General features: G+C 31.7%; 32 protein-coding genes and 1 pseudogene. 7 read left to right on the forward strand and 26 right to left on the reverse strand.

Annotated elements, in window-relative coordinates; all coding sequences use genetic code 11:
* Window positions 1–701: 701 nt before the first annotated feature.
* The 5 genes from COE49_RS22780 to COE49_RS22795 all read right to left on the reverse strand — a co-directional run bounded on the left by COE49_RS22780 (window position 702) and on the right by COE49_RS22795 (window position 4,593).
* On the reverse strand, window positions 702–1,517 hold the full coding sequence (locus COE49_RS22780; protein ID WP_088229336.1) for a YwqG family protein: 816 nt from the start codon (window positions 1,515–1,517) through the stop codon (window positions 702–704).
* 78 nt (window positions 1,518–1,595) lie between these two features.
* Complete coding sequence (locus COE49_RS28150; RefSeq protein WP_098882324.1) at window positions 1,596–2,003, reverse strand: DnaJ family domain-containing protein; 408 nt, start codon at window positions 2,001–2,003, stop codon at window positions 1,596–1,598.
* A gap of 21 nt (window positions 2,004–2,024) precedes the next feature.
* Complete coding sequence (locus COE49_RS22785) at window positions 2,025–3,221, reverse strand: alpha/beta hydrolase (RefSeq protein ID WP_088229334.1); 1,197 nt, start codon at window positions 3,219–3,221, stop codon at window positions 2,025–2,027.
* A gap of 136 nt (window positions 3,222–3,357) precedes the next feature.
* Window positions 3,358–3,729 carry a YxiJ-like family protein gene (locus tag COE49_RS22790; RefSeq protein ID WP_088229333.1) on the reverse strand — a complete coding sequence of 124 codons (372 nt, stop codon included), beginning with the start codon at window positions 3,727–3,729 and terminating at the stop codon, window positions 3,358–3,360.
* Window positions 3,730–3,741: 12 nt separating this feature from the next.
* A complete protein-coding gene (locus tag COE49_RS22795) occupies window positions 3,742–4,593 on the reverse strand; it encodes a patatin-like phospholipase family protein (protein WP_088229332.1) in 852 nt (283 codons plus the stop codon).
* A 179-nt stretch (window positions 4,594–4,772) separates the two neighbouring features.
* Between COE49_RS22795 and COE49_RS22800 the strand changes: the two genes are divergently transcribed.
* Complete coding sequence (locus tag COE49_RS22800) at window positions 4,773–5,150, forward strand: PH domain-containing protein (RefSeq protein WP_088229331.1); 378 nt, start codon at window positions 4,773–4,775, stop codon at window positions 5,148–5,150.
* Window positions 5,151–5,271: 121 nt separating this feature from the next.
* Here COE49_RS22800 and COE49_RS22805 read toward each other — a convergent pair whose 3' ends face one another.
* The 5 genes from COE49_RS22805 to COE49_RS22825 form a co-directional block, all read right to left on the reverse strand.
* A complete protein-coding gene (locus tag COE49_RS22805; protein ID WP_098946112.1) occupies window positions 5,272–5,745 on the reverse strand; it encodes a GNAT family N-acetyltransferase in 474 nt (157 codons plus the stop codon).
* A 1-nt stretch (window position 5,746) separates the two neighbouring features.
* A complete protein-coding gene (locus tag COE49_RS22810) occupies window positions 5,747–6,268 on the reverse strand; it encodes a YfiT family bacillithiol transferase (protein WP_088229329.1) in 522 nt (173 codons plus the stop codon).
* 16 nt (window positions 6,269–6,284) lie between these two features.
* A complete protein-coding gene (locus tag COE49_RS22815) occupies window positions 6,285–6,812 on the reverse strand; it encodes a GNAT family N-acetyltransferase (RefSeq protein WP_088229328.1) in 528 nt (175 codons plus the stop codon).
* 63 nt (window positions 6,813–6,875) lie between these two features.
* Window positions 6,876–8,198 (reverse strand): FAD-dependent oxidoreductase, encoded by a 1,323-nt coding sequence (locus tag COE49_RS22820; protein WP_088229327.1) that lies wholly within the window; start codon window positions 8,196–8,198, stop codon window positions 6,876–6,878.
* Window positions 8,199–8,260: 62 nt separating this feature from the next.
* On the reverse strand, window positions 8,261–9,040 hold the full coding sequence (locus COE49_RS22825) for an undecaprenyl-diphosphate phosphatase (RefSeq protein WP_088033764.1): 780 nt from the start codon (window positions 9,038–9,040) through the stop codon (window positions 8,261–8,263).
* Window positions 9,041–9,172: 132 nt separating this feature from the next.
* Here COE49_RS22825 and COE49_RS22830 point away from each other — a divergent pair.
* Window positions 9,173–9,368 (forward strand): annotated as a pseudogene (locus COE49_RS22830) (hypothetical protein).
* Window positions 9,369–9,419: 51 nt separating this feature from the next.
* On the opposite strand, the gene COE49_RS22835 reads toward COE49_RS22830, so the two are convergent.
* The 4 genes from COE49_RS22835 to COE49_RS22850 all read right to left on the reverse strand — a co-directional run bounded on the left by COE49_RS22835 (window position 9,420) and on the right by COE49_RS22850 (window position 12,573).
* The gene (locus tag COE49_RS22835; protein WP_001048941.1) at window positions 9,420–9,800 is read right to left on the reverse strand and encodes a nucleotide excision repair endonuclease; all 381 of its coding nucleotides are present in this window, start codon (window positions 9,798–9,800) and stop codon (window positions 9,420–9,422) included.
* Between the two features lie 77 nt (window positions 9,801–9,877).
* On the reverse strand, window positions 9,878–10,441 hold the full coding sequence (locus tag COE49_RS22840; protein WP_088229326.1) for a GNAT family N-acetyltransferase: 564 nt from the start codon (window positions 10,439–10,441) through the stop codon (window positions 9,878–9,880).
* Window positions 10,442–10,468: 27 nt separating this feature from the next.
* The gene (locus COE49_RS22845; RefSeq protein WP_088229325.1) at window positions 10,469–11,041 is read right to left on the reverse strand and encodes a hypothetical protein; all 573 of its coding nucleotides are present in this window, start codon (window positions 11,039–11,041) and stop codon (window positions 10,469–10,471) included.
* 101 nt (window positions 11,042–11,142) lie between these two features.
* Complete coding sequence (locus COE49_RS22850) at window positions 11,143–12,573, reverse strand: PQQ-dependent sugar dehydrogenase (RefSeq protein ID WP_088229324.1); 1,431 nt, start codon at window positions 12,571–12,573, stop codon at window positions 11,143–11,145.
* Window positions 12,574–12,710: 137 nt separating this feature from the next.
* On the opposite strand from COE49_RS22850, the gene COE49_RS22855 reads away from it, so the two are divergent.
* Entirely contained in the window at window positions 12,711–12,950 is a 240-nt protein-coding gene (locus COE49_RS22855) for a hypothetical protein (protein ID WP_098946113.1), read from the forward strand.
* A 91-nt stretch (window positions 12,951–13,041) separates the two neighbouring features.
* Window positions 13,042–13,221 (forward strand): hypothetical protein, encoded by a 180-nt coding sequence (locus COE49_RS22860; protein WP_141524717.1) that lies wholly within the window; start codon window positions 13,042–13,044, stop codon window positions 13,219–13,221.
* Window positions 13,222–13,355: 134 nt separating this feature from the next.
* Here the strand turns inward: COE49_RS22860 and COE49_RS22865 are convergent, their stop codons facing one another.
* The 8 genes from COE49_RS22865 to COE49_RS22905 all read right to left on the reverse strand — a co-directional run bounded on the left by COE49_RS22865 (window position 13,356) and on the right by COE49_RS22905 (window position 20,629).
* Complete coding sequence (locus tag COE49_RS22865) at window positions 13,356–14,015, reverse strand: protein kinase family protein (protein WP_088229321.1); 660 nt, start codon at window positions 14,013–14,015, stop codon at window positions 13,356–13,358.
* 670 nt (window positions 14,016–14,685) lie between these two features.
* Window positions 14,686–15,069: a hypothetical protein gene (locus tag COE49_RS22875; RefSeq protein WP_140417261.1), complete on the reverse strand. Its 384-nt coding sequence runs from the start codon at window positions 15,067–15,069 to the stop codon at window positions 14,686–14,688.
* A 184-nt stretch (window positions 15,070–15,253) separates the two neighbouring features.
* Window positions 15,254–15,826, reverse strand: a complete 573-nt coding sequence (locus tag COE49_RS22880) for a histidine phosphatase family protein (RefSeq protein ID WP_088229924.1) — start codon at window positions 15,824–15,826, stop codon at window positions 15,254–15,256.
* Window positions 15,827–16,242: 416 nt separating this feature from the next.
* Window positions 16,243–16,875: a type 1 glutamine amidotransferase family protein gene (locus tag COE49_RS22885; RefSeq protein ID WP_088229319.1), complete on the reverse strand. Its 633-nt coding sequence runs from the start codon at window positions 16,873–16,875 to the stop codon at window positions 16,243–16,245.
* A 74-nt stretch (window positions 16,876–16,949) separates the two neighbouring features.
* The gene (locus COE49_RS22890; RefSeq protein WP_098252067.1) at window positions 16,950–17,912 is read right to left on the reverse strand and encodes a helix-turn-helix transcriptional regulator; all 963 of its coding nucleotides are present in this window, start codon (window positions 17,910–17,912) and stop codon (window positions 16,950–16,952) included.
* A gap of 180 nt (window positions 17,913–18,092) precedes the next feature.
* Complete coding sequence (locus COE49_RS22895) at window positions 18,093–18,542, reverse strand: NUDIX hydrolase (RefSeq protein ID WP_098356779.1); 450 nt, start codon at window positions 18,540–18,542, stop codon at window positions 18,093–18,095.
* Window positions 18,543–18,733: 191 nt separating this feature from the next.
* Window positions 18,734–19,849, reverse strand: a complete 1,116-nt coding sequence (locus tag COE49_RS22900; protein WP_088229316.1) for an NAD(P)/FAD-dependent oxidoreductase — start codon at window positions 19,847–19,849, stop codon at window positions 18,734–18,736.
* Between the two features lie 126 nt (window positions 19,850–19,975).
* Entirely contained in the window at window positions 19,976–20,629 is a 654-nt protein-coding gene (locus COE49_RS22905) for a YdeI/OmpD-associated family protein (protein ID WP_098946114.1), read from the reverse strand.
* A 144-nt stretch (window positions 20,630–20,773) separates the two neighbouring features.
* Between COE49_RS22905 and COE49_RS22910 the strand changes: the two genes are divergently transcribed.
* A complete protein-coding gene (locus tag COE49_RS22910; protein WP_088229314.1) occupies window positions 20,774–20,956 on the forward strand; it encodes a hypothetical protein in 183 nt (60 codons plus the stop codon).
* Window positions 20,957–20,975: 19 nt separating this feature from the next.
* Here the strand turns inward: COE49_RS22910 and COE49_RS22915 are convergent, their stop codons facing one another.
* The 4 genes from COE49_RS22915 to COE49_RS22930 form a co-directional block, all read right to left on the reverse strand.
* Complete coding sequence (locus COE49_RS22915; protein ID WP_098840969.1) at window positions 20,976–21,743, reverse strand: arylamine N-acetyltransferase family protein; 768 nt, start codon at window positions 21,741–21,743, stop codon at window positions 20,976–20,978.
* A 205-nt stretch (window positions 21,744–21,948) separates the two neighbouring features.
* A complete protein-coding gene (locus COE49_RS22920; protein ID WP_098840968.1) occupies window positions 21,949–22,473 on the reverse strand; it encodes a MepB family protein in 525 nt (174 codons plus the stop codon).
* An 87-nt stretch (window positions 22,474–22,560) separates the two neighbouring features.
* Window positions 22,561–22,929 carry a DUF4180 domain-containing protein gene (locus COE49_RS22925; RefSeq protein ID WP_098356783.1) on the reverse strand — a complete coding sequence of 123 codons (369 nt, stop codon included), beginning with the start codon at window positions 22,927–22,929 and terminating at the stop codon, window positions 22,561–22,563.
* Between the two features lie 174 nt (window positions 22,930–23,103).
* Complete coding sequence (locus COE49_RS22930; protein ID WP_140417295.1) at window positions 23,104–23,796, reverse strand: HAD family hydrolase; 693 nt, start codon at window positions 23,794–23,796, stop codon at window positions 23,104–23,106.
* A 261-nt stretch (window positions 23,797–24,057) separates the two neighbouring features.
* Here COE49_RS22930 and COE49_RS22935 point away from each other — a divergent pair, with 261 nt between their 5' ends.
* Together COE49_RS22935 and COE49_RS22940 are read left to right on the forward strand one after the other, a co-directional pair.
* Window positions 24,058–24,594, forward strand: a complete 537-nt coding sequence (locus tag COE49_RS22935) for a DinB family protein (protein WP_088229310.1) — start codon at window positions 24,058–24,060, stop codon at window positions 24,592–24,594.
* Between the two features lie 201 nt (window positions 24,595–24,795).
* Window positions 24,796–24,978 carry a hypothetical protein gene (locus tag COE49_RS22940; protein ID WP_088059000.1) on the forward strand — a complete coding sequence of 61 codons (183 nt, stop codon included), beginning with the start codon at window positions 24,796–24,798 and terminating at the stop codon, window positions 24,976–24,978.
* Window positions 24,979–25,113: the final 135 nt, after the last annotated feature.

A 25,113-nucleotide genomic window follows, 5' to 3' on the forward strand; every position in this document is an offset into this window, starting at 1 on the left:
GGTCAATCTAAAAACAACTTGTTTAATTATTAATTCTAAACAAGTTGTTTTTAATTTTGTTAATTAACATCATATACAAGAAACAATTAGAATTCCAAAAAGCTATCAATTCACACCAATTCAAAACAATGAATGAATCACTAATAAAAAAAGAAAAGGGAAGTGTAAAACATGCCGCTAATATATAATAAGTTTATTACTTTTTACTAGTTGACATAATATATATTATAGGCAGTTATAGAAACAAAGCAATATCAGGTATCAAAAACCAAGTAAACTATACTTAATGAGACGGAACGGAGATTTTTAATGAGATTCACACAAAATCTTATCTAAACGAATTTCTACAGTTTTTATTGTTTTTTGTTATAAATCCTTCACAGTAAATTTAAATTAATAATCGATTAAGATTTAACGAATTAAAATCATTTTTGATCAACAAGAAATTTTTATGCGGAAAAATTATTTTATACAAAATATAAATTAATAATTTTATTTTATGTTTACTTAATGAATTTATATTGCTATTTACACACGTTTTACAACTTTACTTTATTTGTTGGTATTTTGTTATTTACGCTTGACTTTTATTATACTTATTGTTCTACAATCTAGTTAACATAACATTTGTTTTGAACATAAAAAAATCTCCCTCACCTTAAGGAAGATTTTTTAGCTTGCTAGTATTTCATTTATATTTTTTAGTAACAGTCCCAATTGTAAATAACATTGGAAAAATCTAGGTTCAACAAATCTTCCTTACGTATAAAGAAATTAGCAACACCAGAATCTCCCCACATAATATTTAATGAATTGTCTGTATCAATTTGCAGCAATAATATATTATGTTGTTGGTATTTTTCTTCCCATTCCCTTGGATCTGTCTGTGTGAAAAATGGATAACCTCCAATTTTATGCCCTTGATCTTCACATAAATCATCATACAGTTCACCTAATTCTGTATTGTTTTCTTTATCAACAATTTCTTCCCAATCAATGTTATCGTTAAAAATCTTTTCAAATCGATAATCTCTTGGTGTTACTGGTTGATAATCCAATTCAAAATTTAGTTTTGCTGCTTCGGGTATGATAAAGTCCTCTAATTCTAAAGTGTTTAAATAACTAAAATCAGTAATAACCGTAGTTAAATCTTCTGTAATTGTAGAATGATAAATAATTCGAAAGTCTTTTTGGCTTGTTGGATGATCAAAATCTGCTCCAAACAGCTCATCATCAGCACTTACGAAAAACTGTAACATTCCGTGTTGAGGCATAAATTCAATATGCGGCATTTCTTCAAAGTTTAACTGCGCAAGTAGCATCATAGGTTGTCCTGTTGAGTCTTTAGGATGCTCTTGATTGGTAGGTAAATACGGATATCCACCAAACTTACTTTCAAAAAGAGTTGTCTCTGCTTGTGTTCCAGACACTTTAATATACGGTTTTACACTTTCTTCTAAATTACTACGATACTGTTCTAGTTCTTTCGGAATTTGAAGTTGATACGTATTTTTCACCACATTTGCCTCCCTATAATTATAAGTTGAAAATGCCTTACTTAATTATATAGTAAGAGATAGCTCAATTAAAAATTGTTAAAAATCCGTTTTCACCCTCGTTTTTTGCGCACTTGGCGGACAAATTAAATTATGTTCTGAAACCTTTTTATTAATAGTTTGAATTAAATCCGCTACTTCTGTTGTATTTGTTGTTTCTTTTAGACTTTCTTTTAAAACATCAATTTCCTTTGAAAGTTCTATCCATTTAGGCAAAACATGATTATTTTTCAAAGTTCTATACAGTTGCTTGTCAGGATTGTATGAAAGATCTTTATCAAGATTAAGAGGTTTCCCTTTGCCAGGTAAATTATCAAAAGCTCCTTTCTTCTCTGCTTGTTTAACGATAGAACTAATATGATCCTCATACGTATAGGACCAAACTTTCTCATCTTTCACTAAAATTTCTTGTTTTTTTAATTTTTTATCTAGTTCTTCTTGATTCATAGATTCAATCCTCCTTCTATTTTACAGCGTTGTTTTTGTATGTTTTAATGCTCTTAATCCATCAAACAACTTTTCGCGCCACCAAACACTGTCATGACCACCTTGAAACTCTTCATAAGTAATTTGGTATCCCTTTCCTTTTAAAGTTTCATACAGGCGTCTATTAGCCGTTAAAAGAGGTTCATTTTCAAGTTCTCCTGCTGCTATATAAAATTTAAGATGATATGCGTTTAAATTATTAAATAGAATCTGATACTCAGTCCAAGGAATTTCTTTTTCAAAACCATCCTTTTTCCAGTGTACGGATCCAGACATTGACAACACATTCCCAAAAATATGTGGATTTTGAAGCGCTGCATAAAAGGCTGCTAAGCCACCAAGACTGAAACCAGCAATGGTTGTATGCCTCTCTTCTTGATATACATGATACTTAGCTTGAATCCATGGAAGTAATTCCTCCGTTAAAAATGTATTCATTTTACCGTTATAAGTTAGCTCTTCTAGCCGATCAACAGGATCTATAGCAACAGCAATACAAGACGGGATTTCTTTTTCGTAAATTAAATAATTGAGTGTGCTTGCGATTGAAAGGTCATTAATGAATGAATTTCCATCAAATACAATGAGAAGTTCTTGAAGATGTGAAGTGTGAGAATAATCATGAGGCGTATAAATATGAATTTTACGTGTGTTATCTAGAATCGAACTATGAAAAGAATATGTTTCAATTTTTCCAGATGGATAATGATTTGAAGGAAAACGACTGCTATACTGCACTTCCATACCTATTTTTAATACAGACGCTTTATGGGCACCTTCTCCAAATGTATTTCCATTAAATTGGTCTATTTTGTACTGCTCACTACGTTTTACCCAATCATTTTCAAAAAAATCATTAACTGAAAAATAGTAAGTTGAAATAAATGTCTTATCCGTTCTAAACGTTTTAAACCAAATATCTGTATGTAGCAACCGTTGCAGTTGATTTACAGACAGATCCCAACCAGGAAAACTACCGAATACATAAACATTTTCGGTTTTTCGGTCACCTAACCATATATACGTTATAAGCTTATACTGATTATCTACAGGACATTGTTCTATTAGTGGCGTATGATTTAACCTTATTTCATACAAAAAAGTATTTAAAGCTTTCACTTCTCCGTTTTTCAATTGATCAATAAGCTCCTCTAACTTAGGACTAATTATTGAGTGCACGTCTCTTCCCTCCTTTGTAATATTCTATATGTACTTCTTTTTCATAATAAGAATTCCTATATAAACAAGTTGTCAATATTGTATATTTTATGAACACAAAAAACGCACAAGTAATGTAACTTGTACGTTTTCACTTTTATTCAGTAAGGTAATAAATTAATAGTTTTCGGGTCTTCTCATAATTCATGAAATCTCTATATAAAATGGGATACTTCACAAGTTCAGTTGCTAGAAAATGATATTGCGGGAACCATTCAAAAAAAGATTTCCTTAGCCACTTTATGTGATCAAACACAATCTCCTGTTCGTTGTTATTAAGCACGTAACTTAAAGTACCTGCCGTATGCATCCAATAATAATTTAAATCAGCGCTTATACAATCATCTTCTGTAAACATATTATTAAAATCTTTTCGTATTTTTCGAATGTCACAATTCGGAAACGTTTTGTACAGTGGACTATGCATTTTCTGCAATTCATTAAAAATAACCTTTTTTCCTAATATCAACGTTCCACCCCTTTATTTCTCTATCCAATTTAATAATTTTTCATAATGATCTTGAGCATCCTTATACCCAAGATTATATAAATTAACGAGTTTTTCTTTATTTCTCTCTATACCGCTTATAGGAAGTTGTACACTTGGTTGAATGACATAAAAGTTGTCTTTTTGTTCTATTTGATTCATATAAGATATCGTCTCATTATAAAAACGATAATGTTCTACTAAAGATTCTGCGATATTCGGATATTTTCTATATAAAATTTTAGCTAAACCTGAAAATTTATTTCGCTGCTTCTCAAATCCTTCTGGCTTTGTCATAATTACAACATTCTTTTGATAACCATCATTTTGAGCTTTTAGAACTGGAATAGGGTCAATAATCCCTCCATCTAACAACTTTCGATTACCGTATTCTACAGCAGGTGCTATAAAGGGTACAGAGCTTGAGGCACGAATGATTTTTAAAATATCATTTCCGTGTTCTGTTTTATTATAATAAATAGCCTGTCCTGACTCACAATCTGTCGTTCCTATTACAAACTGTTCATTTGAGTTTAAGAAAGTTTGAAAATCAAATGGAACAATTTTGTTTGGTATTTCATCAAATAAAAAGTCCATTCCAAATAATTCACGTTTTCGAATCAAATTTCGATAAGATATATAACGGTGATCTGCTACTAGTTCTGTATTTACTTTCTTATTTCTTCCTTTTTGACGTGATAAATAAGTTGCTCCCATACAGGCTCCAGCCGATACACCGACTACATACGGAAAGAATAAGTCCTTTTCCATAAAATATTCGAGTACTCCTGCAGTATATAAACCTTTCATTCCTCCGCCTTCTAATACTAAACCGATATTCTTCATGCTATATCCCTCTGCTTCGTTTTTCTTATTTACATATTAGCACAAGATTTTAAGATGAGGTTATATAAACTAATTACAACAATAACGAAAAACTATTACAGTAATGTCATAATCTCTAAGTTAGTAACATGGTACAATATAAATTACTCATTCCACAGATATTAAAGGAGGAATTTCATATGGGTTTATTTAGTGGTATTTTAGGAAATGCATCAAATGCGAGTACAGAAAGTGTAGAACGTGATTTAGAGAAGATTATGTTAGACGATGAGAAAGTTGAACATGCATATAAATTAATTCGCGATTTAATCGTATTCACAAATCGTCGCCTTATTTTAGTAGATAAACAAGGGATATCAGGTAAAAAAACAGAATACCATTCTATCCCTTATAAAAGTATTACACAGTTTAGTATCGAAACAGCTGGGCATTTTGATTTAGATGCAGAACTGAAAATATGGGTTTCTAGTTTGAGTGCACCAATTACGAAAGAATTTAAAGGTGACGATAGTGTTATAAGCATTCAAAAAGCATTGGTAACATATACGACAAAATAGTTAGTTTGTGCATGTTTATTCAATTTCAAAATTACTAATCCGATTATTTTGGAAGAATATACATTAATTCTGTATATTTAATCTAAAATAACATAAAAAGGTAAAGCGTATTTCAAATGCTTTACCTTTCTTTTTTGTAATAAATAAGTGTAGTTTTATCATTTAATTTCTTTATTACTTCTGTTCTTTTATACCCCATTTTTTCGTATAGAAAACAATTTCTTTCTTCTTCTAAAATCGTAGCAAGTTCAAAACTTCGTGCTTTTGGAAACATCTCTTCAATTAAAATAAGTACCTTTTGAGCGATTCCTTTCCCTTGATAGATTGGATGAATAAACATTGGACTGATCCAAAACTTATATGGTAGTTCTTTTTGGGATATACATATCGCTCCAACAAGTTTCGAATCTATTATCATCTTATAAAAATTACTGCTGGGATTATTTATTCTAAAAATAGTTTTTTCAATAGATTCATTTGCTGGGTTTGTTTCATAGTCTTTATATTTATTTAATAGAGGGCCAAATGAGTCTATTTGCATTTGAAATAAAACTGCTACATCAACTTCTGTTGCCTTCTCTAATGTAATCTTCATGTTACCAATTAAGTCGCTTTCTTAATGAAGTTACATGAGCTGTATGATGTCGACCGTGCCATGCATATAGTCCTATTGCAGCAGCAAGTTTTGTTTCACCAGTCTCTGGATGGTTAAATGTCTTTTCTAGATCTTCAAGTTCTAAAGAATATAAAAGGTTAACCCATCTTTTATGTAATGAATCTAACATTACTAGTGAAACATCTACTGGTAATTTAGAATCAGGTAGTTCTGCCCACTTCTCTTCTTTATATGGCTTAATCGTTGGATTTTTTTCTGTTAGTGCTAATTTAAAGCGTATGTAACTATTCATATGGCTATCAACAACGTGATGGACTACTTGGCGAACCGTCCATCCCCCAACGCGATACGGTGTATCTAACTGCTTTTGATCTAAATCTTTAATTGCCTTTGTTAATTCATTCGGTAAATCTTCAATTTCTTGAATCCATGTATCAATCATTTCTTCAGTTATAGGATGTTTGTATGTAAATTGCCCAATTGGATAACGTAAATCATTCATGAATAAGTCCCCCTTATTATAAGCGCGAAGTATTTCTCCAAATATAATGTACAAAATTCATATGTTCACCATTTAATTCTACAGAAGTTGTATCTGCTTCGTTATGATAAGAAGAAAACCCGCTTTTTTCTAATACAATTTGTGATGCGAGATTATTAGTCGTTGTTTTAGCATGAACTTCATTAATTTCATAATTTTGCGCTACGTCTAAAACTAATTTTACAGCTGCAGTTGCAACTCCTTTTTTAGTAAACTTTTCTCCGACACGATAACCTAACGAACTGCTTCGAGTTTCTGTATCTATATCTACTAAATTTATTCGTCCTACAATTTCTTTTTCTTCATTACGAATTAAATAAAAATAAGAATCTCCATCCGCCTGTTCTATTAATAAATCATCTAGTAGTTTTTGAAAATATTCAAAATCAAAATATTGCGACCCACGATTTGGCACCATTGTTTCAAAAAAAGACTTATTTGTAAGTTCAAACGTAAATAAATCTTTAGCATCGTGTTTCTTTAATTGTTCTATGTATATTTTCATCTCGATTACTCCTTCTATATCTACTAACTGTTATATATTCTTTTTTAATCGATTAATTTCCTGCTATTTCTTTCGCTTCAGTAACACAGCAAATAGCACTTTCGGATGAAATAAATGAAATGGACTACGAATTAAATTCATCACTCTTACTAATCGAATATAAACGTCAGAATTACTTGCAGATAGTTGATATATTTGCTTTGTATACCATAGCTGGAATTTTTGTTTCATAGTTAATTCTCTCTTTAGCTGAGGATGTCGTGATATTTCCGTTGTTGTCATTTCCCATGGGGTTTGTATGATTGTAGTAGCCTTCTTATAAAACTGTTGTGTAAATGTTTTATCGAGATTTTTTCTATCTTGTAGTAGTAATTGCAACTGATAAGCTTCCATAGCTGCAACTGAAACACCTTGACCGAAAACGGGATCAAAACGACATTGTGCATCTCCAACTACTAACAACCCTTCTGGTAAATTAGTAACTAAATCAAATCGCCGACGTACTTGATAAGGAATTTTGTATAGCTTTATACCAGTAATTCCCTCAGCTTTGTTTAGAAAGTCTGTTACATTAGCAATGGATAAATTTTCAGCAAAATCATAAAACTCATCAGCCGTTTGTGGCGCTTCCTCATTTGCATAGCCACTAAAAGTAACAAAATAACGATTATCTTCAATCGTTTGTATAAGTACACCGTAAGGGTTTTCTGGAAAACTTGGAGACATTAGCATATTACAGCAGTCTAACGTTTCATCTTCTTTGAGTTTAAACATTCTCGTTGCATAAAATAAATCAATACGCACTCTCTCTTCTTGCACCTCAATATTGTATTCATGTAACCACTCTATACTTTTTGAACCGAATCCACTCGCATCAACTACAATATCTGCATGAATTTCTTCATGAAGCCCTGTGTCTAAACATTTAGTTTTTACCCCACACACTTTATTAAGCTTTCCATCGACTAATAAACCTTCAACTAAAGTTTCAAATTTAGTGGTAACATTTAAAATTTGATCTATTCGTTTTTGAATATGCCATTCTAGCAAAGGACGACTCTGTTGAATCATATGTACGCCTCCGTTGAATGGCTGTTTCCATAAACCAAATTGATGCCACCTCAAATCTCGAGTAAAGTTATTTACGATACTACCTGCTTCTATTAATTCGTTCGTAATAGTAGGAAACAATTTCTCAATTGCGTTTTCTCCGCCTTTTAATAACACATGAGGATGATTACTTTGTGGAACTCTTTTTCTCGAAGCTTTTCCATCCCATTTTTCGCCAGCTTCTAGAATGATTACTTCTTTAAAAGTAGTTGATAATGCTTTTGCTGCGAGCTTTCCTGCCATACTTCCACCAATAACAATAGCCTTATTAAACATATTTTCCCCCTTAATGAAAAAAGACCCTGTCTTGTATGAATGAAACAGGATCTGTTACTAAATTAAAACACATGAGTAAATTGCAACGTTAAAATTAAAATACCTAATCCCCATACGTAATACGCGAATACTTTTAAAGAATGTCGTTTTAAATATTGAATCATCCATGAAACGGCTATGTAACCAAAAAACGCTGCTGATAACGTTCCAACAATTAAAGATGTACTAGAAATAGATTCTGCCTTCCCTTGAAAAACATCTGCAAATTGTAAGATGATAGCTCCGACAATGGCTGGAGTTGATAATAAAAAAGAAAAGTAAGCAGCAGTTTCGCGGTCTAACTTTCTCCATAGTGCAGCGACAATTGTCATTCCAGAGCGAGAAATTGCTGGAAAAATAGCAGCCGCTTGAAAGGAACCAATAATGAATGCATCTTTGTATGTAATGTCGTCCATTTTTTTACGACCATTCTTTTGTTTATCTGCCATGTAGAGAAAAAATCCTGTCACTAAAAACTCCCAACCAATCGTGATACCTGTTTTTGAAATATCTTCAAAAAAATCTTTAAATAATAAGCCGATTACAACCGCAGGTATCGTCCCAACAATAAGTAACAACATTAGTTTTGAAAATGGATTTTTGATTAAATATATAAATTCTTTTTTGTAATAAATAAACACTGCAAGTAAAGTTCCGATATGCAGCATCGTATCTAAAAACAATCCTGCTTCATCTAATTGAAACAAATGCCTTCCTAAATAAAGATGACCTGTACTACTTATCGGTAAAAACTCTGTTAAACCTTGTATGATCCCTAATATAAAAGCTTCTAACCAATTCATGATGGTCTCCTTTCTTGTTTGCTTGTACCAATATATGAAGGTTAAATTTTCGATATGAAAAAAACTATATTTCTCTATGAATTTACTTTTTTATTATGGATATATATGTAAAAATGGTCGAGGAGGGTTAATATGTGGAAACATACAACATTCGGCAATGTATTACTGTGGATAGGACCTATCCTTGTGTTTGTAGGGTTGTGTATGACAAATGTTATTTCTAATATTCCTTTCTTTGAAGGAAAACATAAAACAATTGGAATTGTACTTATATGTATAGGTGTATGCTGCTAATCATTTAAAAAAAGGAGAAAAATATGAGGATTAATTTTAAATAAAAAACAATCCCAGTATATGTGCTAGGATTGTTTTTTGTTGCTTATTTATAGAATACTTTATCAACGTTATATTTTGCTTTATATTCATTGATGATATATGTTTCGTAAATTTCTCTTTCAGTTGGATCTTCTACGATACATGCATCGATGCGGTATACTTCATCACGGTGATTTTTAATTGGTGAAACATTGTCTTCAAAATGTTTTTTAATACGTTGTCTAATTTTACGAGCTTTACCTACGAAAAGAAGTTCGTCATTAATATTGTAAAACATAAAAATGCCGCCTTTATCTCTAGGGAACAAGTGGAAATCGATAAAACCATTAATTGGAGTAATGATTGGCTCGTCACCTTTAATAACTTGTTTACGCTCAGTAATTGAAACATCAGCTTCAGGAATATTAATTTTAATCAAGTTCATTCACGTCCTCTTTTATTATAAAGATAAATAATAGCATACATACGTAAGAAAAGCTATGTCCAGAGGTATATTTCATTTTATAATCTAAATATTATAGGTGTATCATGTAAACTCTTCTTCCAAATCATATGATCACTTGATTCTCCCCAGTAATCCTTCAGTACGTAGCTAGGTTTTCCAAACTTTTTCGTCCATATACTTTGTGCGTTTTTGTATCCGCTATCTAAACAGTATTCTGTTATTCCTCTGCTAAGTAACGTAAGAAACATTGTATTTAGTAGTAAACTACCTATACCCTTTCTTTGATACTCTGGAAATATAAATACAGTTCCTATTTCATACAAATCTTTAAGTGCGCCGCCTGTACAACTATTAATCAATGTACTTGCTGGACCAACTTCAATTGTTCCAATGATTTTATCGTTATTTGTATCTATTGCTAATAAAAAGTAACGATTTTCTCCATTACTATCAAAATCATTTTTCAAATATTGCTTTTTTGAGTTAATTTCATTTTCTATTTCAGCTAATAATTGTGATAATCCTTCGTCTTTATATGTATTCGTAATAACTATACGGAAAAACAAGTGAAGTTCCTCTAAATCATCCGAATTCGGTCTTCTAATTTCAACGTTATACATGATTTAAATCTCCATTCTATACAATTGTTAAAACCAAACTTTATATATTCTATTCAACAATATTTTACAAAGCCCTGCATAGATCCAGCAGTATAGAAAGCTCAGTATAAATATTGATAAAATAATGTTTATATCCATAGTTGTATGAATAGTAGGACCAAGTACGGGAAAACGGAAAATATCTAGAACAATTATTATTCCTATAAGTAGACAAATCGCAGAAAAGGAAACCACCCAAATTCTCCTCTTGAATTGTATAAAGGATAGTCCTAAGGCTATACCTAATAAGCCTGTAGTAAAAGGAAAAACAATTAGTTCACTTGGCTCGATAATAAATAATAGGAGAATAGTAAGAAGATAAGAAAGTACTCCCTCACGAATAGAGTAGCAAATAGCGAAAAAAATTGGTAACGTCGCAAAAGGGCTAATGAATAATCCTATACCAGGAATTAAATTCCCCGCTGCTTGAAACATGGTGGCTAAAGCGCTCATTAAAGCTGTAATGACTAACTTATTTGCAAGGGACAATTTTCTTTTATGAACAAAGTTCGCATCAGTCTCTATCATAAATTGACACCAATAACGTATAAACCGATTCATCGAAATCCCCCTAAAGATACCTAATTCATCACTTTCTATATTATTCATACACTAGTAGTTTATGAGTTGCTAATATTTTTAAACTGCCAGTGTATATCGTATCAAGGAATAATTTCAAAAATGGTTCCTTTGTTAAAATCAGTTACTTTCATAGAACCGTAAACCCCTAAATATAATCTAGTTTGATCCGAATTTGTTCCTAAACTCATATAATAAGCTGCTTGCGTACCAAAATCATAATTGGTTTCAATAACATGAAAGTCAGTATATTTACCTTCTGTACCGGCTCTAGTATATGCTAAAACACCTTTAACTGGCGACTGTGAATCTTCTTTCTTAGCAAGGTCACTAAATACAACACTACCATTTAAATTCGGGATTGCAGTTCCCATATACGGCTGAACTCCTGTTAGTGAAGTTCCTCCAAACTTATCTGGTCTGGGGTCTTTATGAAAATAACTAATGAGTGGCTGAATACGCTTTGCGGATAATTCTATTGTTTCATTATAATAAGCCATTGTTCTCTCATCCAAAGTAGGATTCTCAGAACAGTGCCTTATAAAAGAAGTAGGTAATTCTCCTTCCCATCCTCTCCAACCAAAATTAATAAACCCATCTTGATTGGGAGTGAATCTCATTACATGCATTTGAACAAGTTCGGTAACCGGTATTGGTTTATATTGAACAAATGAAAAAATAGATTCTACAATATCCTGTCCGACATTACCTGTATATTTAATATATTGATTATAAAACCTTTGGAATGAAATGCCGGTTATATTACGAACCCCTTTCGCAATCACTGTAAGTGTTTCTTGTATAGATAGAGGAAGTTCATTAAAGCGCGTAACTACTGGAGGATTATTTATGAATGTATTTTTACTTATATCGATTTCAATTATTTTACCTGCTATTTCTAAATTATCTTGGCTTAAATTAAACGGATCATAACCCGACCCACCATCTCCATTTGTAAAAATAAGTTGCCCTGTTTCTGGAGAAAAGTTTAAAGTATTTACTCCATTATGATTAAAAAATGGGCGTTTTATATTAAGTAATGTTCTGTGTTTTTGAGGTTGACCATTTGATTGTAAAATCCATTCTTCAATTGTATCAATATGATCATATTGTGTATTTCTATTAATCCACTTTAAGTTTAACGTTTTAGGGTCACAAGGATTCGGTTTGAATTGTTCAGAAAGTGCACCAGGTCCTTGAGTTCCAGCTACTGAAAAATGAAGATAAAATAACCCATTTTGATAAAATCGTGGATGAAATGCTAGTCCAAGCAATCCTCGCTCATCATACCCACTACTAGCAACACCTTCTTCAAAAGTACCTAATTTAATAATTCGCGGACGAATATTTAAAAATGTTTTTATAACACCGTCTCCTATGTAAAAAATCTCTCCTAATTGAGTTGCGATAAATAGCCTTTCGGTCGATTCACCTGGAAGAATAGTTGTTTTCAATACAGTTGGTAAATTTACTTTATGAACAATGGGTCGTAAACGAACCTTAACTTTTGTCAATTAACTTTCCACCCCTTTTTATTCTATTTAATAGAAGAGTATGATTAGAGTAGTTTTATTAGTATCAACTAACTCATATTCCTTTTTATTACAATTTTGTATATAATATAATTATAAATAAACTAGGGGGACTACTTATGACACTTATACTACAAATCATCTTACCACTTATATTTGCACTATATTTATTTACCCTCTATTGTAATACGACTATAGGAAAAGCCGCTTTTCTTTTAGCAATCATTATTGGGATTTTTGGTTTAGAGAACATTTTTCAACATGCTATTTATCCATATTGGGGCAGTTTGAAGGCTGTTGTTATCGTTTTATCAGTCGTAGTTCTATTTAAAAAAGGTGGTTTAACAGGAGAATATTGATTTTTAATGCTGTACATATTTTCTTATTAGACTGCTTTTATTTTATAAAAAAAGAAATGTTTATGTAAAAACACGAAGGGATATGTTATATATGTCTATAAATATTATTTCTATAGTTTCTATAATAATATGGATTGTGTTGATTACAGAACTGATAAAACCTTCAAAAGAACAGAATGGACGAAAAATAGTAATGTTATTAACTGCTGGTTCCGCATCAACACTTATTTTGACGGTTTCACTTATTCAAAATATCTCGTTTTGGAATTGATAGTGATATAACTAACAAAAATATGTATAAATAAAAAAGATTAGGACCGTACATATTAGACATATCTAAAATGTACGGTCCTTTTGTTTACTAGTGTTTCACTTAGCTAACCTATAAATAAGTATGTGATCCTATTATAATTTGAATTTCTTTTTAATGTTCTTATATTTTCTATACGAATGTCTAACTATGTTTAACATAAAATACGGTATTTTAACAGGGAAAGGCAATTTATAAATGAAAGGCAAGTAAAATGTAAAATATGCCTTTTCTAGGTCTCTCCACTTACTATCTTCTTTTGTTTTTAAGAAATCAGATACATCGACTACATATCCCCTTCCTTTTTCCATCATTACATTTTTCCCGTGAACATCACAAGGAGTTAATCCTTGTTCCCTTGCATACTCTAAAGCTTCATTGATATCAAGGATCACCTGCTTAGGAATTTTAATTCCCTTATGAATAGCATCGTATAAGGTAATTTCTTTTAAACGTTTCAATACTATGAAATTTTCTCCTTTATATATAAGCTCCGAATAAGAAGGATGATTTCCGATTCTTCGGTATACTTCTGATTCTTTTTCAATTCCTTCTCCTTCTCGCGCGTAAACTTTCACTACCCAATCTTTGTACTTTCTGTGCATGAATACTGCGGCATAATTACCTTGCCCTAAACACTTCCAAGGTCTAGGAATATCTTTAACTACTACAGGCTCGAATGCATCCTCACTTCTTATGATTACCTCTTTTAATAATTCTTCCTTTATCAATCCCACAAAACTATTTATACTCATCATTTCCACTCCGGTTTTGCTAAAAGGGGGCCTACCCACATTTTAACGAAAATATACACTAAGCGAATTTTAGCATAAAACGAGTCATCTTTCTTCTTAAAATAAAAAGATGACTCGTTTTATTTGAACTGCTGAATACTTAATGTTTATTCCGCTATTCATAGCCAAAAACCATACAACATAAAAATATTTTTAACTATTTTCACGTATTTTCATTTTTTCATAGGCAACTGAACAGGGCTTTTCTTAGTGTCAGTTCTCTTGGTTCATTGGCCATATTTGTTCATCGTATAAGTATAACCTAACTTTTCATCTGGATAGTCAAAACAGAATGCACCTCCTGCGCCTGGGTGACCAAAAGAGTTTTCATTTTCATAAAAATTTTGATTCAGGGATATCTGTTTTCACATCGGATGCTTAGTACTCTATTTTATCATCTACGGGTACCGTCACAGGCCCATCAACTTAAGAAATTGGTAGTTCCCCAAAGCGAAGAAAATTTTCGTTTGGAGCACACTTCAAAATATTAACTTGAGGGCATGGGACTGAACTCCTAATGCTTTATTTTAATAATAATTCTTTTTATAAAATAAAACCCAGTTATCAGTCTAAATCATTTTTTAGATCTAACAATAACAAGTGTACATTTTTACCTTTCAGATAGTCTCTTTTATTCTAATCTCTTCATTTCTTTCAGCCGTTCTATATCCTTTTCTGAAGCCTTTTCTATTTTATACAATTCATAGCTACCCTGTGTCTCATTTATCACTACAAATTCAATTTTATTCCGAATATAGCTTTTAGTTTTTCCTTTTTTATAACCAATAACATTATCTAATATAGTTTCCCCACTATCTTTTTTATATAAATTATAGCTAACAGGTGGACGACCAATTACATACTTATTATCAGAAAATCCGACTATATCATCTCTCCCTAGTCCTGTCGAAACACTCCAGACAAAAATAATCTGAAATATAGAAAAAACAACAATACCGCATAAGAAAACAAATAGGATTGATTTAAAAAATAACTTTAAAAATATCCTGCCCAAAAACATTCCCTCCCATTTCACCTCGGGATAGCAAGAACAAAACGTGAATTTTGTACGCTAAGAACCGAATTTTTATATTGTTGAACTCAATCCCCGTCAGTGCCATAAGAAAAAGGGTTACCGCAGTAACCCTTTTTCTTATAATACACGCCATTAAGGTAAGCTATGGATGAATAAAGTCAATCTATGAAATTTCCCACAATCTTTTAACTTCCACCAATTCTTGCCCATTGAATTCCATTCTATATATATCTGGTTTTGATGTCTGTAGTAAAAAATTCAAATCATACTTACTGTCATAATATCCCATCATCAAAGTCATTACAGCTCCATGAGTGCCTAATACTACTTTCTGTCCTCGATAGGTGTTTAATAATTCTTTTAAAACTTTTATAGCACGTTTCTGACATTCGACATTCGACTCTCCTCCTATTAAAGCAAAGTCGGGGTCTAAGAATGACTTTTCTATCAAAGGGAATAATTCTTTATCCGACATTCGTTCCTCTTCAGCAATAAAAATTCTCTCTTTTAAGTCCTCAAATACTATAACTTCTTGTCCTAATTGCTTTGCTAACTGCTGAACAGTTAGAATTGAGCGATTGTATGGACTTGAGATAACAACGTCGATTCCCTCACCTTGTAATGCATTTGTTATTCGTTGAACATCTAATTTTCCTTTTTCAGTTAATCCTCTTGTCTCTTCTTTTCCAAATTTCGGTGAATCCCCGTGTCTCACCATATATATGAAAGTTTTCATCATTACCTCCATTTTTCCAGCTTCCTTTACAATTCCTCCCTGATGTTAGCATATATATCCAAGATTGTCTCTTTTAATTAACAGAAAACTGCGCGAATTCGAAATAACTTCACGATATTTGTAAGAAAGACGTGAAGTTTTCACTATCCTCAGGTATAAAAAACGTTTTTCTTTCTAAACAAGCTTGATTATTGGGGTACCGTCAGGAAAATGCGGATTTACAACGTTAAGGATTTTTCAATACTAAAAACCCAACTTCACCGTTAATTAATAGAAATTGGGCTTTTTCATTCCTCTATAAGGGGTCAAACCCCTATAAGCATTTTTAAATTATATTCAAAAACCATACTTTGACGTTGTCTCAAGCATGGTTTTTATTTAAACTAATATAAATCTGCTAAGTTGCTTTTTTTAGCTCATCTATTTATTGAATTCATTAACTGGAAGAAGTATTCAGGTTTATGAGTCTTATTTAGGTTATACCATGAATGTAATGCATCTGGTGTAAATACATCTATTTTTTTCAGTACCTCCATTACAAATTCCAGAGGCGCTATTCCGGATGCAGTAACTAAATTCGCATCAGATACCGCAGATCCCAACTCATAAAACTTTTCTCCTTTATAGTTAGGACATACCATTTTAGTATATTCTAGGTTATTACTTGTATGCTTTCTAGTATCCAAGTATCCCATATTCGCGAGGGCATCAGTTGCACCACAAATTGCAGCAACAATAGTGCCCAGCTTTAAAGCTGGGCCAATTCTCTCCAAGATAGGTTGATGAATTTCTTCACTCCAAGTAGTCCCTCCTGGTAAAATTAAAAGATCTTTGCTCTCAAGAATACATTCATCAAGGGAAATATCTGGTTTTATGCTCAGTCCTCCCATAGTAGTAATCAATTCTTTATTAGCCCCTACTGTAATTACTTTTAAAGGTGCTAAATCTTTTTTGAAATATCTTCCTGAGTTTAGTTCAGCAATTAAATATCCATATTCCCAGTCCGACATTGTATTAAATACATATAGAAAAACTTTTTTTGTTTGCATCCAATAGCACTCCAATCACAATTGATATAGCTATTATATGATAACTTCCCTGACAGCTAACGTCAGGGAAGTTATCATACTTGATGAAATTTTATTAATTCCGACAGAATTTCAATAAGTCTTTTCTTAAGACTTATCGGCTCAATAACTTTAATAGATTTATTGTACGGTAAAAGTAAATAAGGTACATATGTATGAATTATATCTTTTTCAAGAAGAAAAACTGCTTGATTTGAAGTCCGTTCTTGTAAATAATGTCCTAAAAACCAATGCTGGCAAATATCAGCCAATACACTTTTATCTCCATTAATAACCAAAGAAATAATCCCTTCCTTATCTTCTATAGTTGGAAGGAGGTTTTTTATAAAAAAGTCACGTGCTGAAAAATCTTTTGGCCGGTTAAACTTATTTTCGGTTAGCATTAGACTTTCAATTCGATCTACTCTAAAACTACGGATATCATTCCTAAGATGACAAAATCCAATCACATACCACTTATTATTCCAAAAGATAATTCTGTATGGATCGACTAATCTATAATTTAATTGCTTTTCGCCACTTTTATGGTAAAGAATTTTTACTGAATACCCGTCAGCTACGGCCTGCTCCAATTCCTTCAAAAAAGGTTCTATAGAGAGTGGACGTAATCGACTTATTACTTCAAGATTAGTTAAATGTTGGTTTATCTTTGTTTCCTGCTCTTGATTTGAGTATTTACTTAGTTTTGAAATGGCCCTATTTAGTGCTTCACCTCCATAATATCCGGCTTCTTCTGCGAAAACAGCAGCGTGAAATAGTGAAGTTTGCTCCTCAAAATCAAAAAAAAGAGGAGCCTCAATAAAATTATTCAGTAAAGTGTATCCACCGTTATGTCCTGGTTCTGAAATGATAGGTACGCCACTTGTTGAAAGTGTATCAATATAACGATACACAGTCCTTATATTAATCTCTAACTTTTCTGAGATTTGATTTGCAGTAATTTTTTTACCTGAACGAAGCATCCATAGAATCGCTAACATATTATCAATTTTAGGCATATAATTTCACCTCTATATGAAATTTATTTTCTATTATATATTTCCGATATTTGGTGTAACTCATCATTTGATCACAATTTGGTTTTAAAAAAACGACGCTAAGAAAAAACTTGCTACATATGAAGTGTAGCAAGGCTTGTCTTAATTGTTCAATTCTTGTTCCACTAATATTTTTGTTAGTTAACACTTTAATTGTTTTAATAGTCTTTTGTTTAATTCCCACAATGCTGTTTTGTTACTATCCCATTTCAAAAGCTTTACTGCTTCCTCAAAGCATAACCATTTATACTGGAAATGTTCTTTAGATAATGAGATGTTTTTTGTAGGGACTTTAACTCCAAAAGAAAATTCTTTTATTACATAAACGTCTTCTCCCCAAAGGAATCCTCCAACTACATCCTCTACTGGTAGTGAAGACACAGAATCTAATTTTATATATGGATATTCTCTTATAATACCAGCTTCTTCAAACGCTTCCCGTTTTGCTGATTCAATAGGAATCTCACCGTCTTCTCCACCACCAGCAATTCCTTGCCAATAACCATAATCACTTCGGTTGAAAATGGCATATTGAATAGAATCGTCAGTTTTTATATAAGGAAATATCAATACTTGATAGGGTACTCGCATTGCTTAACCTCCTCTCGAAAATAAGCTTTAAATAAATATGAATAAAGAGCCAACATCACATTTCTACATTAATAATGCAGGTTTATCGTGTCGGCCCTCTATTTTAAAAGTATTTTATTTTTCATAAACAGGCTTACTCTTAACGAAGAAAAACTGATTATTTCCTGTCGAATTTGCTTAAGTACTCCATGTTATTCAATTGCGCCAGCAACGTCATAATCATTTAAATCTAATTCAATCGGTTGTCCCAGCGCTAATTTAGCAAGTTCTGACCCTAAATATGGACCTGCCGTTAAACCTGAAGCACCTAATCCGTTCGCAACGAGAATACCTTCAAAGTTAGGAAGCGGGCCAATAACAGGTAAGAATCCTGGCGTAAATGGTCTGAATCCAACTCTCGTTTCAAGCATGGTAGCATTTTCTAATCCAGGTGCAACTGTTATTGCTTTATGGAAAACTTCGTTTAAACCACCTGCAGTTACACGGTGATCGAAACCAGTATCATTCTCATGTGTTGCACCAATTACGAAATGACCATTATCAAACGTTAAAATATATTGATCGTTTGGCGGCATAACAACAGGCATATTTTCTGTTGCTGTATTTTCCATTTGCAAATGAACAATTTGTCCTTTTTGGAACGTAACTAAGAAATTAATTCCTAATGGGTTTAAGATTTCATTCGCCCATGCACCTGCAGTTACAATAACCTTTTCTGCTAAAATTGTTGCATCGTTTACTTTGACTCCCGTAATATGATTACCTTCACGGATTAATACTGCATCGCCTTTTATAAAAGTTGCACCATGTTTTTTCGCAGCGCTTATTAATGCGTTGCGTAATAATCTTCCATTTACTCGTGCAGCACCACTAATATGAACAGAACTATATTCTTCTGATAATGCTGGGAATAATTTTTTCGTTTCTTCAGCTGATAAGCGAGTGATTTCACCAATTTCTGGTGCATCTTCACGGCGTTTATACGCTCGCTCTTCCATTTGATCTAATTTTTTCTCATCAGTATGTAAACTAATTGCACCTACACGGTTGTAACCTGTATCCGTTTCACCGTCTTCTTCTAATTGCTGAATTAACGAAGAATAGTAACGCGCACCGCCTTTAACGATTTTATACCATGCCTTATTACGACGTTGTGAAAGCCATGGACAGACAATACCGGCTGCTGCATCAGTTGCTTGACCTACTTGTTGACGATCTACGATAATAACGTTCGCGCCAGCCTTAGCAAGATGATAAGCAGTAGACGCTCCTAAAATACCGGCTCCAACTACAATATACGATTTCATTTTAAACACCTTTTCTTTTTTACTAATTATATAAATATAAGAACATTCCTTAGTATAATGGAAGGAATACTTTTTTCAATGTACTCATCGCAATTAATTGTTGCATCATTGTGACGTTCCTAATCATTATTTTTTCTTCTTACGGAATAATTCAATTGTTTTATATCCTTGTGAAAGGATTTCAATCATTTTCTCAAGACGTTTTTCACGTGTTTTTTCTTGTTTTACAGAAAATAAATTACGTGCCCAATCTTTTTGATATCCAGGTGTTAAACTTTGATAAAACGTAAGTTCATTTGGATGATTAGCTAATAAAGCTTCAACATCTTGAATTCGATCTGCATAATCAGCTACACATTGGCTCATTGCAGGTGTTTTCGTAGCTTTTTTCTTCTCACGCTTTAAGCCTACAACAGTGAAGACGTCATCCATACTTACCATTCGCGCAAATTTAATATCGCTCTTTCCTACATACCCATCTTCTCCAACATTTAAAGCTGGAAACATTTCATCACGATGAATAAAAGTACTATAACGAGAATTACCTTTTTTCGGATACGCAAAAAATACATAACCTTTCTCAAGTAACAACTTTTCATTTTTAATAATGAAATTTGTATGCTCTACCATCTCATCAAGCGTTTCTACAAAAATAAAAACAGCATCATGTTCTTTTGAAAATGATGTTTCTTTATCTGTGAAAATGTCATAATCACTTGGTTCGTTAATAACAACCATATTTGTATACTTATTTAGTTTCAATTTATCAATTACTGACATAATAATCTTCCTTTACATCCGATATTCATTTTATATACTTTTTTTATACTGTTCTAGTGTATTATATCTATTAAGAAAATCAAACTTTAAATCGCATCATTCTGTTGCAAAAGAACATAATTCTTTACTAGAAGGAGTGGTTTCATGCCATATGTTATCCGAGATGAAGGACGCGTTCTGCAAGGGGATAATGGAAAAGAACCAGTTTTTCATACATATGAAGAAGCTGCAGAAACGTTAAAAACATTAACTATACCGCAGTTTCCAAAACATATTAGACAAAAACCTTTTAAACCAAAAATAATTAAAATAGCCGATTCTGAATAAGAACCGGCTATTTTGATATTCACAACTCAATAGTAAATAAAGTATATAACAAATCTCTATATTGATCCTCTGTAATACTACGCTTCGTTTTTTGACCACAATTAATTTCAGTTATACTTGTATTTGTTAAAGAAATATGACCGAAATCCGTCAATTTGACTGCAATTGGTCCTTTGTTAAAAATAGATTTCTCATCTTCTATTACTCTTCTTTGGACGTCATTTACTACTGTTTCATCAATCATATGAGTATAAAAAGCATGACAAACTTTCCACTCTTCGTTAACATCTCTTCTTTCTAAAATATAGTTTCCTTTACTCGTATCTTTTTGTCTCACTCGGTACGAGCCATTTTTAGAAGAAAGAAACTCACCATTAAACGGTACTGGCGCGAGAGGTACTAACGAAGCTATACCTACATCAATTAAATATTGTGCATTATCATAATTTAAAATAATTGTTATATGTCCATCCTCAAGTGCCCAAGCGTTTATATCATTTTTATATACAGTACCTAATGCTAGTTGTACATCATAACCACTATCTTTTAAAAAATAGTAAAAAAGAGTATTTAATTCATAACATAGTCCACCGCGAGAGTTAGTTAAGACTTTCTCCTGTAAGTTTTCTTTTGAAATTACGTCTGTATTACCTGCTATAATATCTAAATTCTCAAATGGAATAGTGTGTGCAAATGCATAGAGTATTGTATTTAACGCTTCAAACGTTACGTCATTATGTTTTTCAAGGTTTAATCTTGTGAAAAGCTGATCTTGTAAACTTGTCATATACAGCACCCCTTAAAAAGTATAAGTATAGTATATGATGATTGTATATTTAATGTTGTGCTGTAACAATGTACCTTTTATTTAATTGTACCGGTACAAAAATTTCGATTCACAAGATAGTAAAATATAAGAATTAACCATTACAAATACCTTTTTTATAATCCGTGATACAAAAGGATTGCTTCTTTTTGGATCCAATCAAAAGCTATGAATACAAACTTAATAATTTGTCTATTGGCAAATTATTATTATCACTGAAATCAACAAAATATTGAAGTTGCCACATTTGGCTCTTTTTAGCTTGATTACTGACAGGGTTATCCCATATAGGATAAATCCTCATAGCCATCTTGCCTTTTTGATTTTGTGTTCTCAAGATTTTTTCCTTAAGAAGGATCTCTTTAGGGAAAATGAATTGTCCTAGTTTATTATCATCTATACAAGTAATAACTAATAAGTCAGGAGCAGCTTTATAAGAAAATGCTTGATTTTGCATATTGTCATCTTTCTCCCAAAAAGAAACAAATTGACCAATTTTATTAGGAGTAATTTTTGATTTTCTAAAACGAATGGTTTTGTTATTTAAATGAAATATACATCCTGCATATTCTGCGTTTTGCTTTTCTTCTTTTAGATTCGTAATTATTAAATTGTTGGGTTTGTATACTATATTGTTTAAATTTCGGATTGAATCATTAAAATTGTTCAAGAAAACTCCCCCTTTATTCATTTCTCAGTTTATCACAAACATCAGTTCCTATATGTTGTAAATAATAAGCGATATGAAAAAGAGGGAGATTTTATTGGGATGTTATTATTACTTCAATGTACTTAATTTTTCAAGTGCTTGTTTTTCAGTTGCTAAGTAAAAAATATCTCTACCTTTATTACATTCATAAATAAAATCCTTTAAGCTTTTACTAGTATACATAGAGAAATCTCCAATGATTGCAAACTTTACCTTGTAGTCTATAAATTTTTGAAGAATATCACCCGCAAGACGTGTTTTTAAATCAAAGAACTCTTCACTTATTAAAGATTTATGGATGATAATATGTTTCGCATCTACCTCATATTGAACTGTTGCCATTGTATCTAATGCAGATTGAACATCGGATATTAATACCTTATCGTTTCTAATGACCGCAATATTGATTCCATCGATTACTACTTTCTTTATTTCCATAGTCCCACCCCTTTATAATGTACACTGTATGAGTAAAATTATTTTACAAAACTTCGTATTAATCATAGATTAAATTGGCCGCAGCTATTTAAATTGCCTCTTTTTTATTTTAAATATAGATTTTTATCTTACTAATACGGTCAATGAAATTTTTGAATATATATGAAATTGATTTTACTTGTTATAAAAATATTGTGGAGTAACATAACTTAACAAACTATCCAAAGTATTAATCTCGGCATACGGTTGTATTTTAGTAGTATTCTTGATTTTCTGCGGGTTAAACCACACACCTTTTATATTTGCATTTTGAGGACCAGCAATATCCTTTTCTAAGTCATCTCCTATAAATAATACATCTTCTGGTTTTACATTAAGCTTATTTAATGCTAGTTCGAATATACGTTTATCAGGTTTACTAAATCCCACTTCTTCAGAAATAATGATCGTATCAAAGTAATTATTTAAATTCGTGTTAATTATTTTGGCCTTTTGCCTCTGAGTTGAGCCATTTGTTATAATTCCAACTTTAAAGTGCCTCTTTATATGATTTAAGAAATGATAAGTATTTTTGTCTATTGAAAAACATTTAGGGAAATTATCATTCCAAAAATCTTGGATGTAATTGCGTGGCAGTCTATACTTCGGTGGGAATTCATCAAACAATGATCCCAGGACTGTCGTTTTATTACTTATGCCGTATTCTCTTTTATCGTATTCTTTGAATTTCTGTAACATATTGTTTTTAACTGTATCACTAACATCCTCATAACACGTTTTTAAAACAAATAAAAACAATTTATCTACTGCCATATCCCTATTAAGTAATGTATCATCTAAATCAAACAGCATAGCTTTATAACCCATCAAATAAATTCACAACCTTTCTATATTTCCTCGTTATCATCAAAAGTAATCAAAAAAGCAATTAATATCAAAGTACTCGTAATAGAACGATATTCTAAGAGTTAAATCAAAAGTCCTTTTTCTGTTTGTTAATTGATGTGAAAGTACACTCTTTCGACTAAGGTAGTAGGTAAATTTTTTAATTGTAATTTCGAACTTTCAGATTAATTCAAAACTCTTTTGTGATAAGCTGTACTTAATTAAATATAAAGGATGATTCGTATGCAAATTAGACCAAAGGTAAGTGAATATAACTCCTATTATGCAACGTATATTAACTTGGTATCAGACGGAAATATCATACATATTCTAGAACAACAAATAAAGGAAACGAACCTTTTATTAAAAGAGATTTCTGATAGCAAGGGGCTTTTCCGATATGCTCCTATTAAATGGAGTATAAAAGAAGTAGTCGGTCATATAGCAGATACAGAACGTATTATGGCGTATCGCTTGTTATCTATTGCTCGAGGCGAGACAGCAGAACTTCCAGGCTATAACGATGATATGTATGTTCTTAAAGCTGCTTTTGATAAGCAATCTATGCAAGATCTTCTTGAGAATCTAATAGTTGTTCGCCAATCTACCGTGCATTTACTTAGAAGTTTAGATAAAGACACTTGGTTACAAAGAGGAAATGCGAACAAATCTGAAGTTACAGTTCGTGCATTAGCATACATCATCGCTGGTCATGAGCTTCATCATCTTAAAATTATAAAAGAACGTTATCTCGGTTCTAATGCATATCCAGTAAATTAATACTTGAAGAAAAAGAGTCCCATTTATGTAGGACTCTTTTTCACTATTTATAAAGGATTAGCTCTTAAATCTATAGCTAATTAAACTCCTTTATTTATAAAATTCACCATATAATATATAAGCTATTCCCCTTATTCTTCACATAATTTTCTTCAGGCTGATAAACTATAAACGCAATAGTTCTAGAAAGGTGATGATATTATGTATGAACAACAAAATAATAGGGATAGAGATCAAAAAATGATGTTTTTTATGCAAGGAGTTCCCACAAATAAAGTTAACATGAATCAATTACCCAAATGGATTAGAATCTTCGGCTATTGTGCATTTGGTTGGATGATACTATTTAGTTTAATTATGATTGTAGGTTTAATTCTGCAATAACGATACATATAAAATGTTAACGGGACAGTATATAGATCATATATCTAGGTAATAAACTGTTTTATTGTCTGGATGTACTTCCCATTCCTTTTCGTTTTCGTGGATGTAAATAAGTGCATTGAATGTTTCGGTCCA

Source organism: Bacillus sp. AFS029637 (assembly GCF_002584985.1).
Lineage (GTDB): Bacteria > Bacillota > Bacilli > Bacillales > Bacillaceae_G > Bacillus_A.

What these genes read in the sequence shown, in the direction of transcription:
- COE49_RS22915 (WP_098840969.1), bottom strand. Translation starts at nt 21,743, where the DNA reads ATGACAAGTTTACAAGATCAGCTTTTCACAAGATTAAACCTTGAAAAA.
- COE49_RS22865 (WP_088229321.1), bottom strand. Translation starts at nt 14,015, where the DNA reads ATGAGTATAAATAGTTTTGTGGGATTGATAAAGGAAGAATTATTAAAA.
- COE49_RS22855 (WP_098946113.1), top strand. Translation starts at nt 12,711, where the DNA reads ATGACACTTATACTACAAATCATCTTACCACTTATATTTGCACTATAT.
- COE49_RS22840 (WP_088229326.1), bottom strand. Translation starts at nt 10,441, where the DNA reads ATGTATAACGTTGAAATTAGAAGACCGAATTCGGATGATTTAGAGGAA.
- COE49_RS22925 (WP_098356783.1), bottom strand. Translation starts at nt 22,929, where the DNA reads ATGGAAATAAAGAAAGTAGTAATCGATGGAATCAATATTGCGGTCATT.
- COE49_RS22825 (WP_088033764.1), bottom strand. Translation starts at nt 9,040, where the DNA reads ATGAATTGGTTAGAAGCTTTTATATTAGGGATCATACAAGGTTTAACA.
- COE49_RS22815 (WP_088229328.1), bottom strand. Translation starts at nt 6,812, where the DNA reads ATGAAAATATACATAGAACAATTAAAGAAACACGATGCTAAAGATTTA.
- COE49_RS22940 (WP_088059000.1), top strand. Translation starts at nt 24,796, where the DNA reads ATGTATGAACAACAAAATAATAGGGATAGAGATCAAAAAATGATGTTT.
- COE49_RS22890 (WP_098252067.1), bottom strand. Translation starts at nt 17,912, where the DNA reads ATGCCTAAAATTGATAATATGTTAGCGATTCTATGGATGCTTCGTTCA.
- COE49_RS22805 (WP_098946112.1), bottom strand. Translation starts at nt 5,745, where the DNA reads ATGAAGATTACATTAGAGAAGGCAACAGAAGTTGATGTAGCAGTTTTA.
- COE49_RS28150 (WP_098882324.1), bottom strand. Translation starts at nt 2,003, where the DNA reads ATGAATCAAGAAGAACTAGATAAAAAATTAAAAAAACAAGAAATTTTA.
- COE49_RS22810 (WP_088229329.1), bottom strand. Translation starts at nt 6,268, where the DNA reads ATGAATGATTTACGTTATCCAATTGGGCAATTTACATACAAACATCCT.
- COE49_RS22905 (WP_098946114.1), bottom strand. Translation starts at nt 20,629, where the DNA reads ATGTCAGTAATTGATAAATTGAAACTAAATAAGTATACAAATATGGTT.
- COE49_RS22910 (WP_088229314.1), top strand. Translation starts at nt 20,774, where the DNA reads ATGCCATATGTTATCCGAGATGAAGGACGCGTTCTGCAAGGGGATAAT.
- COE49_RS22820 (WP_088229327.1), bottom strand. Translation starts at nt 8,198, where the DNA reads ATGTTTAATAAGGCTATTGTTATTGGTGGAAGTATGGCAGGAAAGCTC.
- COE49_RS22880 (WP_088229924.1), bottom strand. Translation starts at nt 15,826, where the DNA reads ATGAAAACTTTCATATATATGGTGAGACACGGGGATTCACCGAAATTT.
- COE49_RS22845 (WP_088229325.1), bottom strand. Translation starts at nt 11,041, where the DNA reads ATGAATCGGTTTATACGTTATTGGTGTCAATTTATGATAGAGACTGAT.
- COE49_RS22895 (WP_098356779.1), bottom strand. Translation starts at nt 18,542, where the DNA reads ATGCGAGTACCCTATCAAGTATTGATATTTCCTTATATAAAAACTGAC.
- COE49_RS22935 (WP_088229310.1), top strand. Translation starts at nt 24,058, where the DNA reads ATGCAAATTAGACCAAAGGTAAGTGAATATAACTCCTATTATGCAACG.
- COE49_RS22920 (WP_098840968.1), bottom strand. Translation starts at nt 22,473, where the DNA reads ATGAATAAAGGGGGAGTTTTCTTGAACAATTTTAATGATTCAATCCGA.
- COE49_RS22860 (WP_141524717.1), top strand. Translation starts at nt 13,042, where the DNA reads ATGTCTATAAATATTATTTCTATAGTTTCTATAATAATATGGATTGTG.
- COE49_RS22900 (WP_088229316.1), bottom strand. Translation starts at nt 19,849, where the DNA reads ATGAAATCGTATATTGTAGTTGGAGCCGGTATTTTAGGAGCGTCTACT.
- COE49_RS22835 (WP_001048941.1), bottom strand. Translation starts at nt 9,800, where the DNA reads ATGAACTTGATTAAAATTAATATTCCTGAAGCTGATGTTTCAATTACT.
- COE49_RS22930 (WP_140417295.1), bottom strand. Translation starts at nt 23,796, where the DNA reads ATGGGTTATAAAGCTATGCTGTTTGATTTAGATGATACATTACTTAAT.
- COE49_RS22800 (WP_088229331.1), top strand. Translation starts at nt 4,773, where the DNA reads ATGGGTTTATTTAGTGGTATTTTAGGAAATGCATCAAATGCGAGTACA.
- COE49_RS22795 (WP_088229332.1), bottom strand. Translation starts at nt 4,593, where the DNA reads ATGAAGAATATCGGTTTAGTATTAGAAGGCGGAGGAATGAAAGGTTTA.
- COE49_RS22885 (WP_088229319.1), bottom strand. Translation starts at nt 16,875, where the DNA reads ATGCAAACAAAAAAAGTTTTTCTATATGTATTTAATACAATGTCGGAC.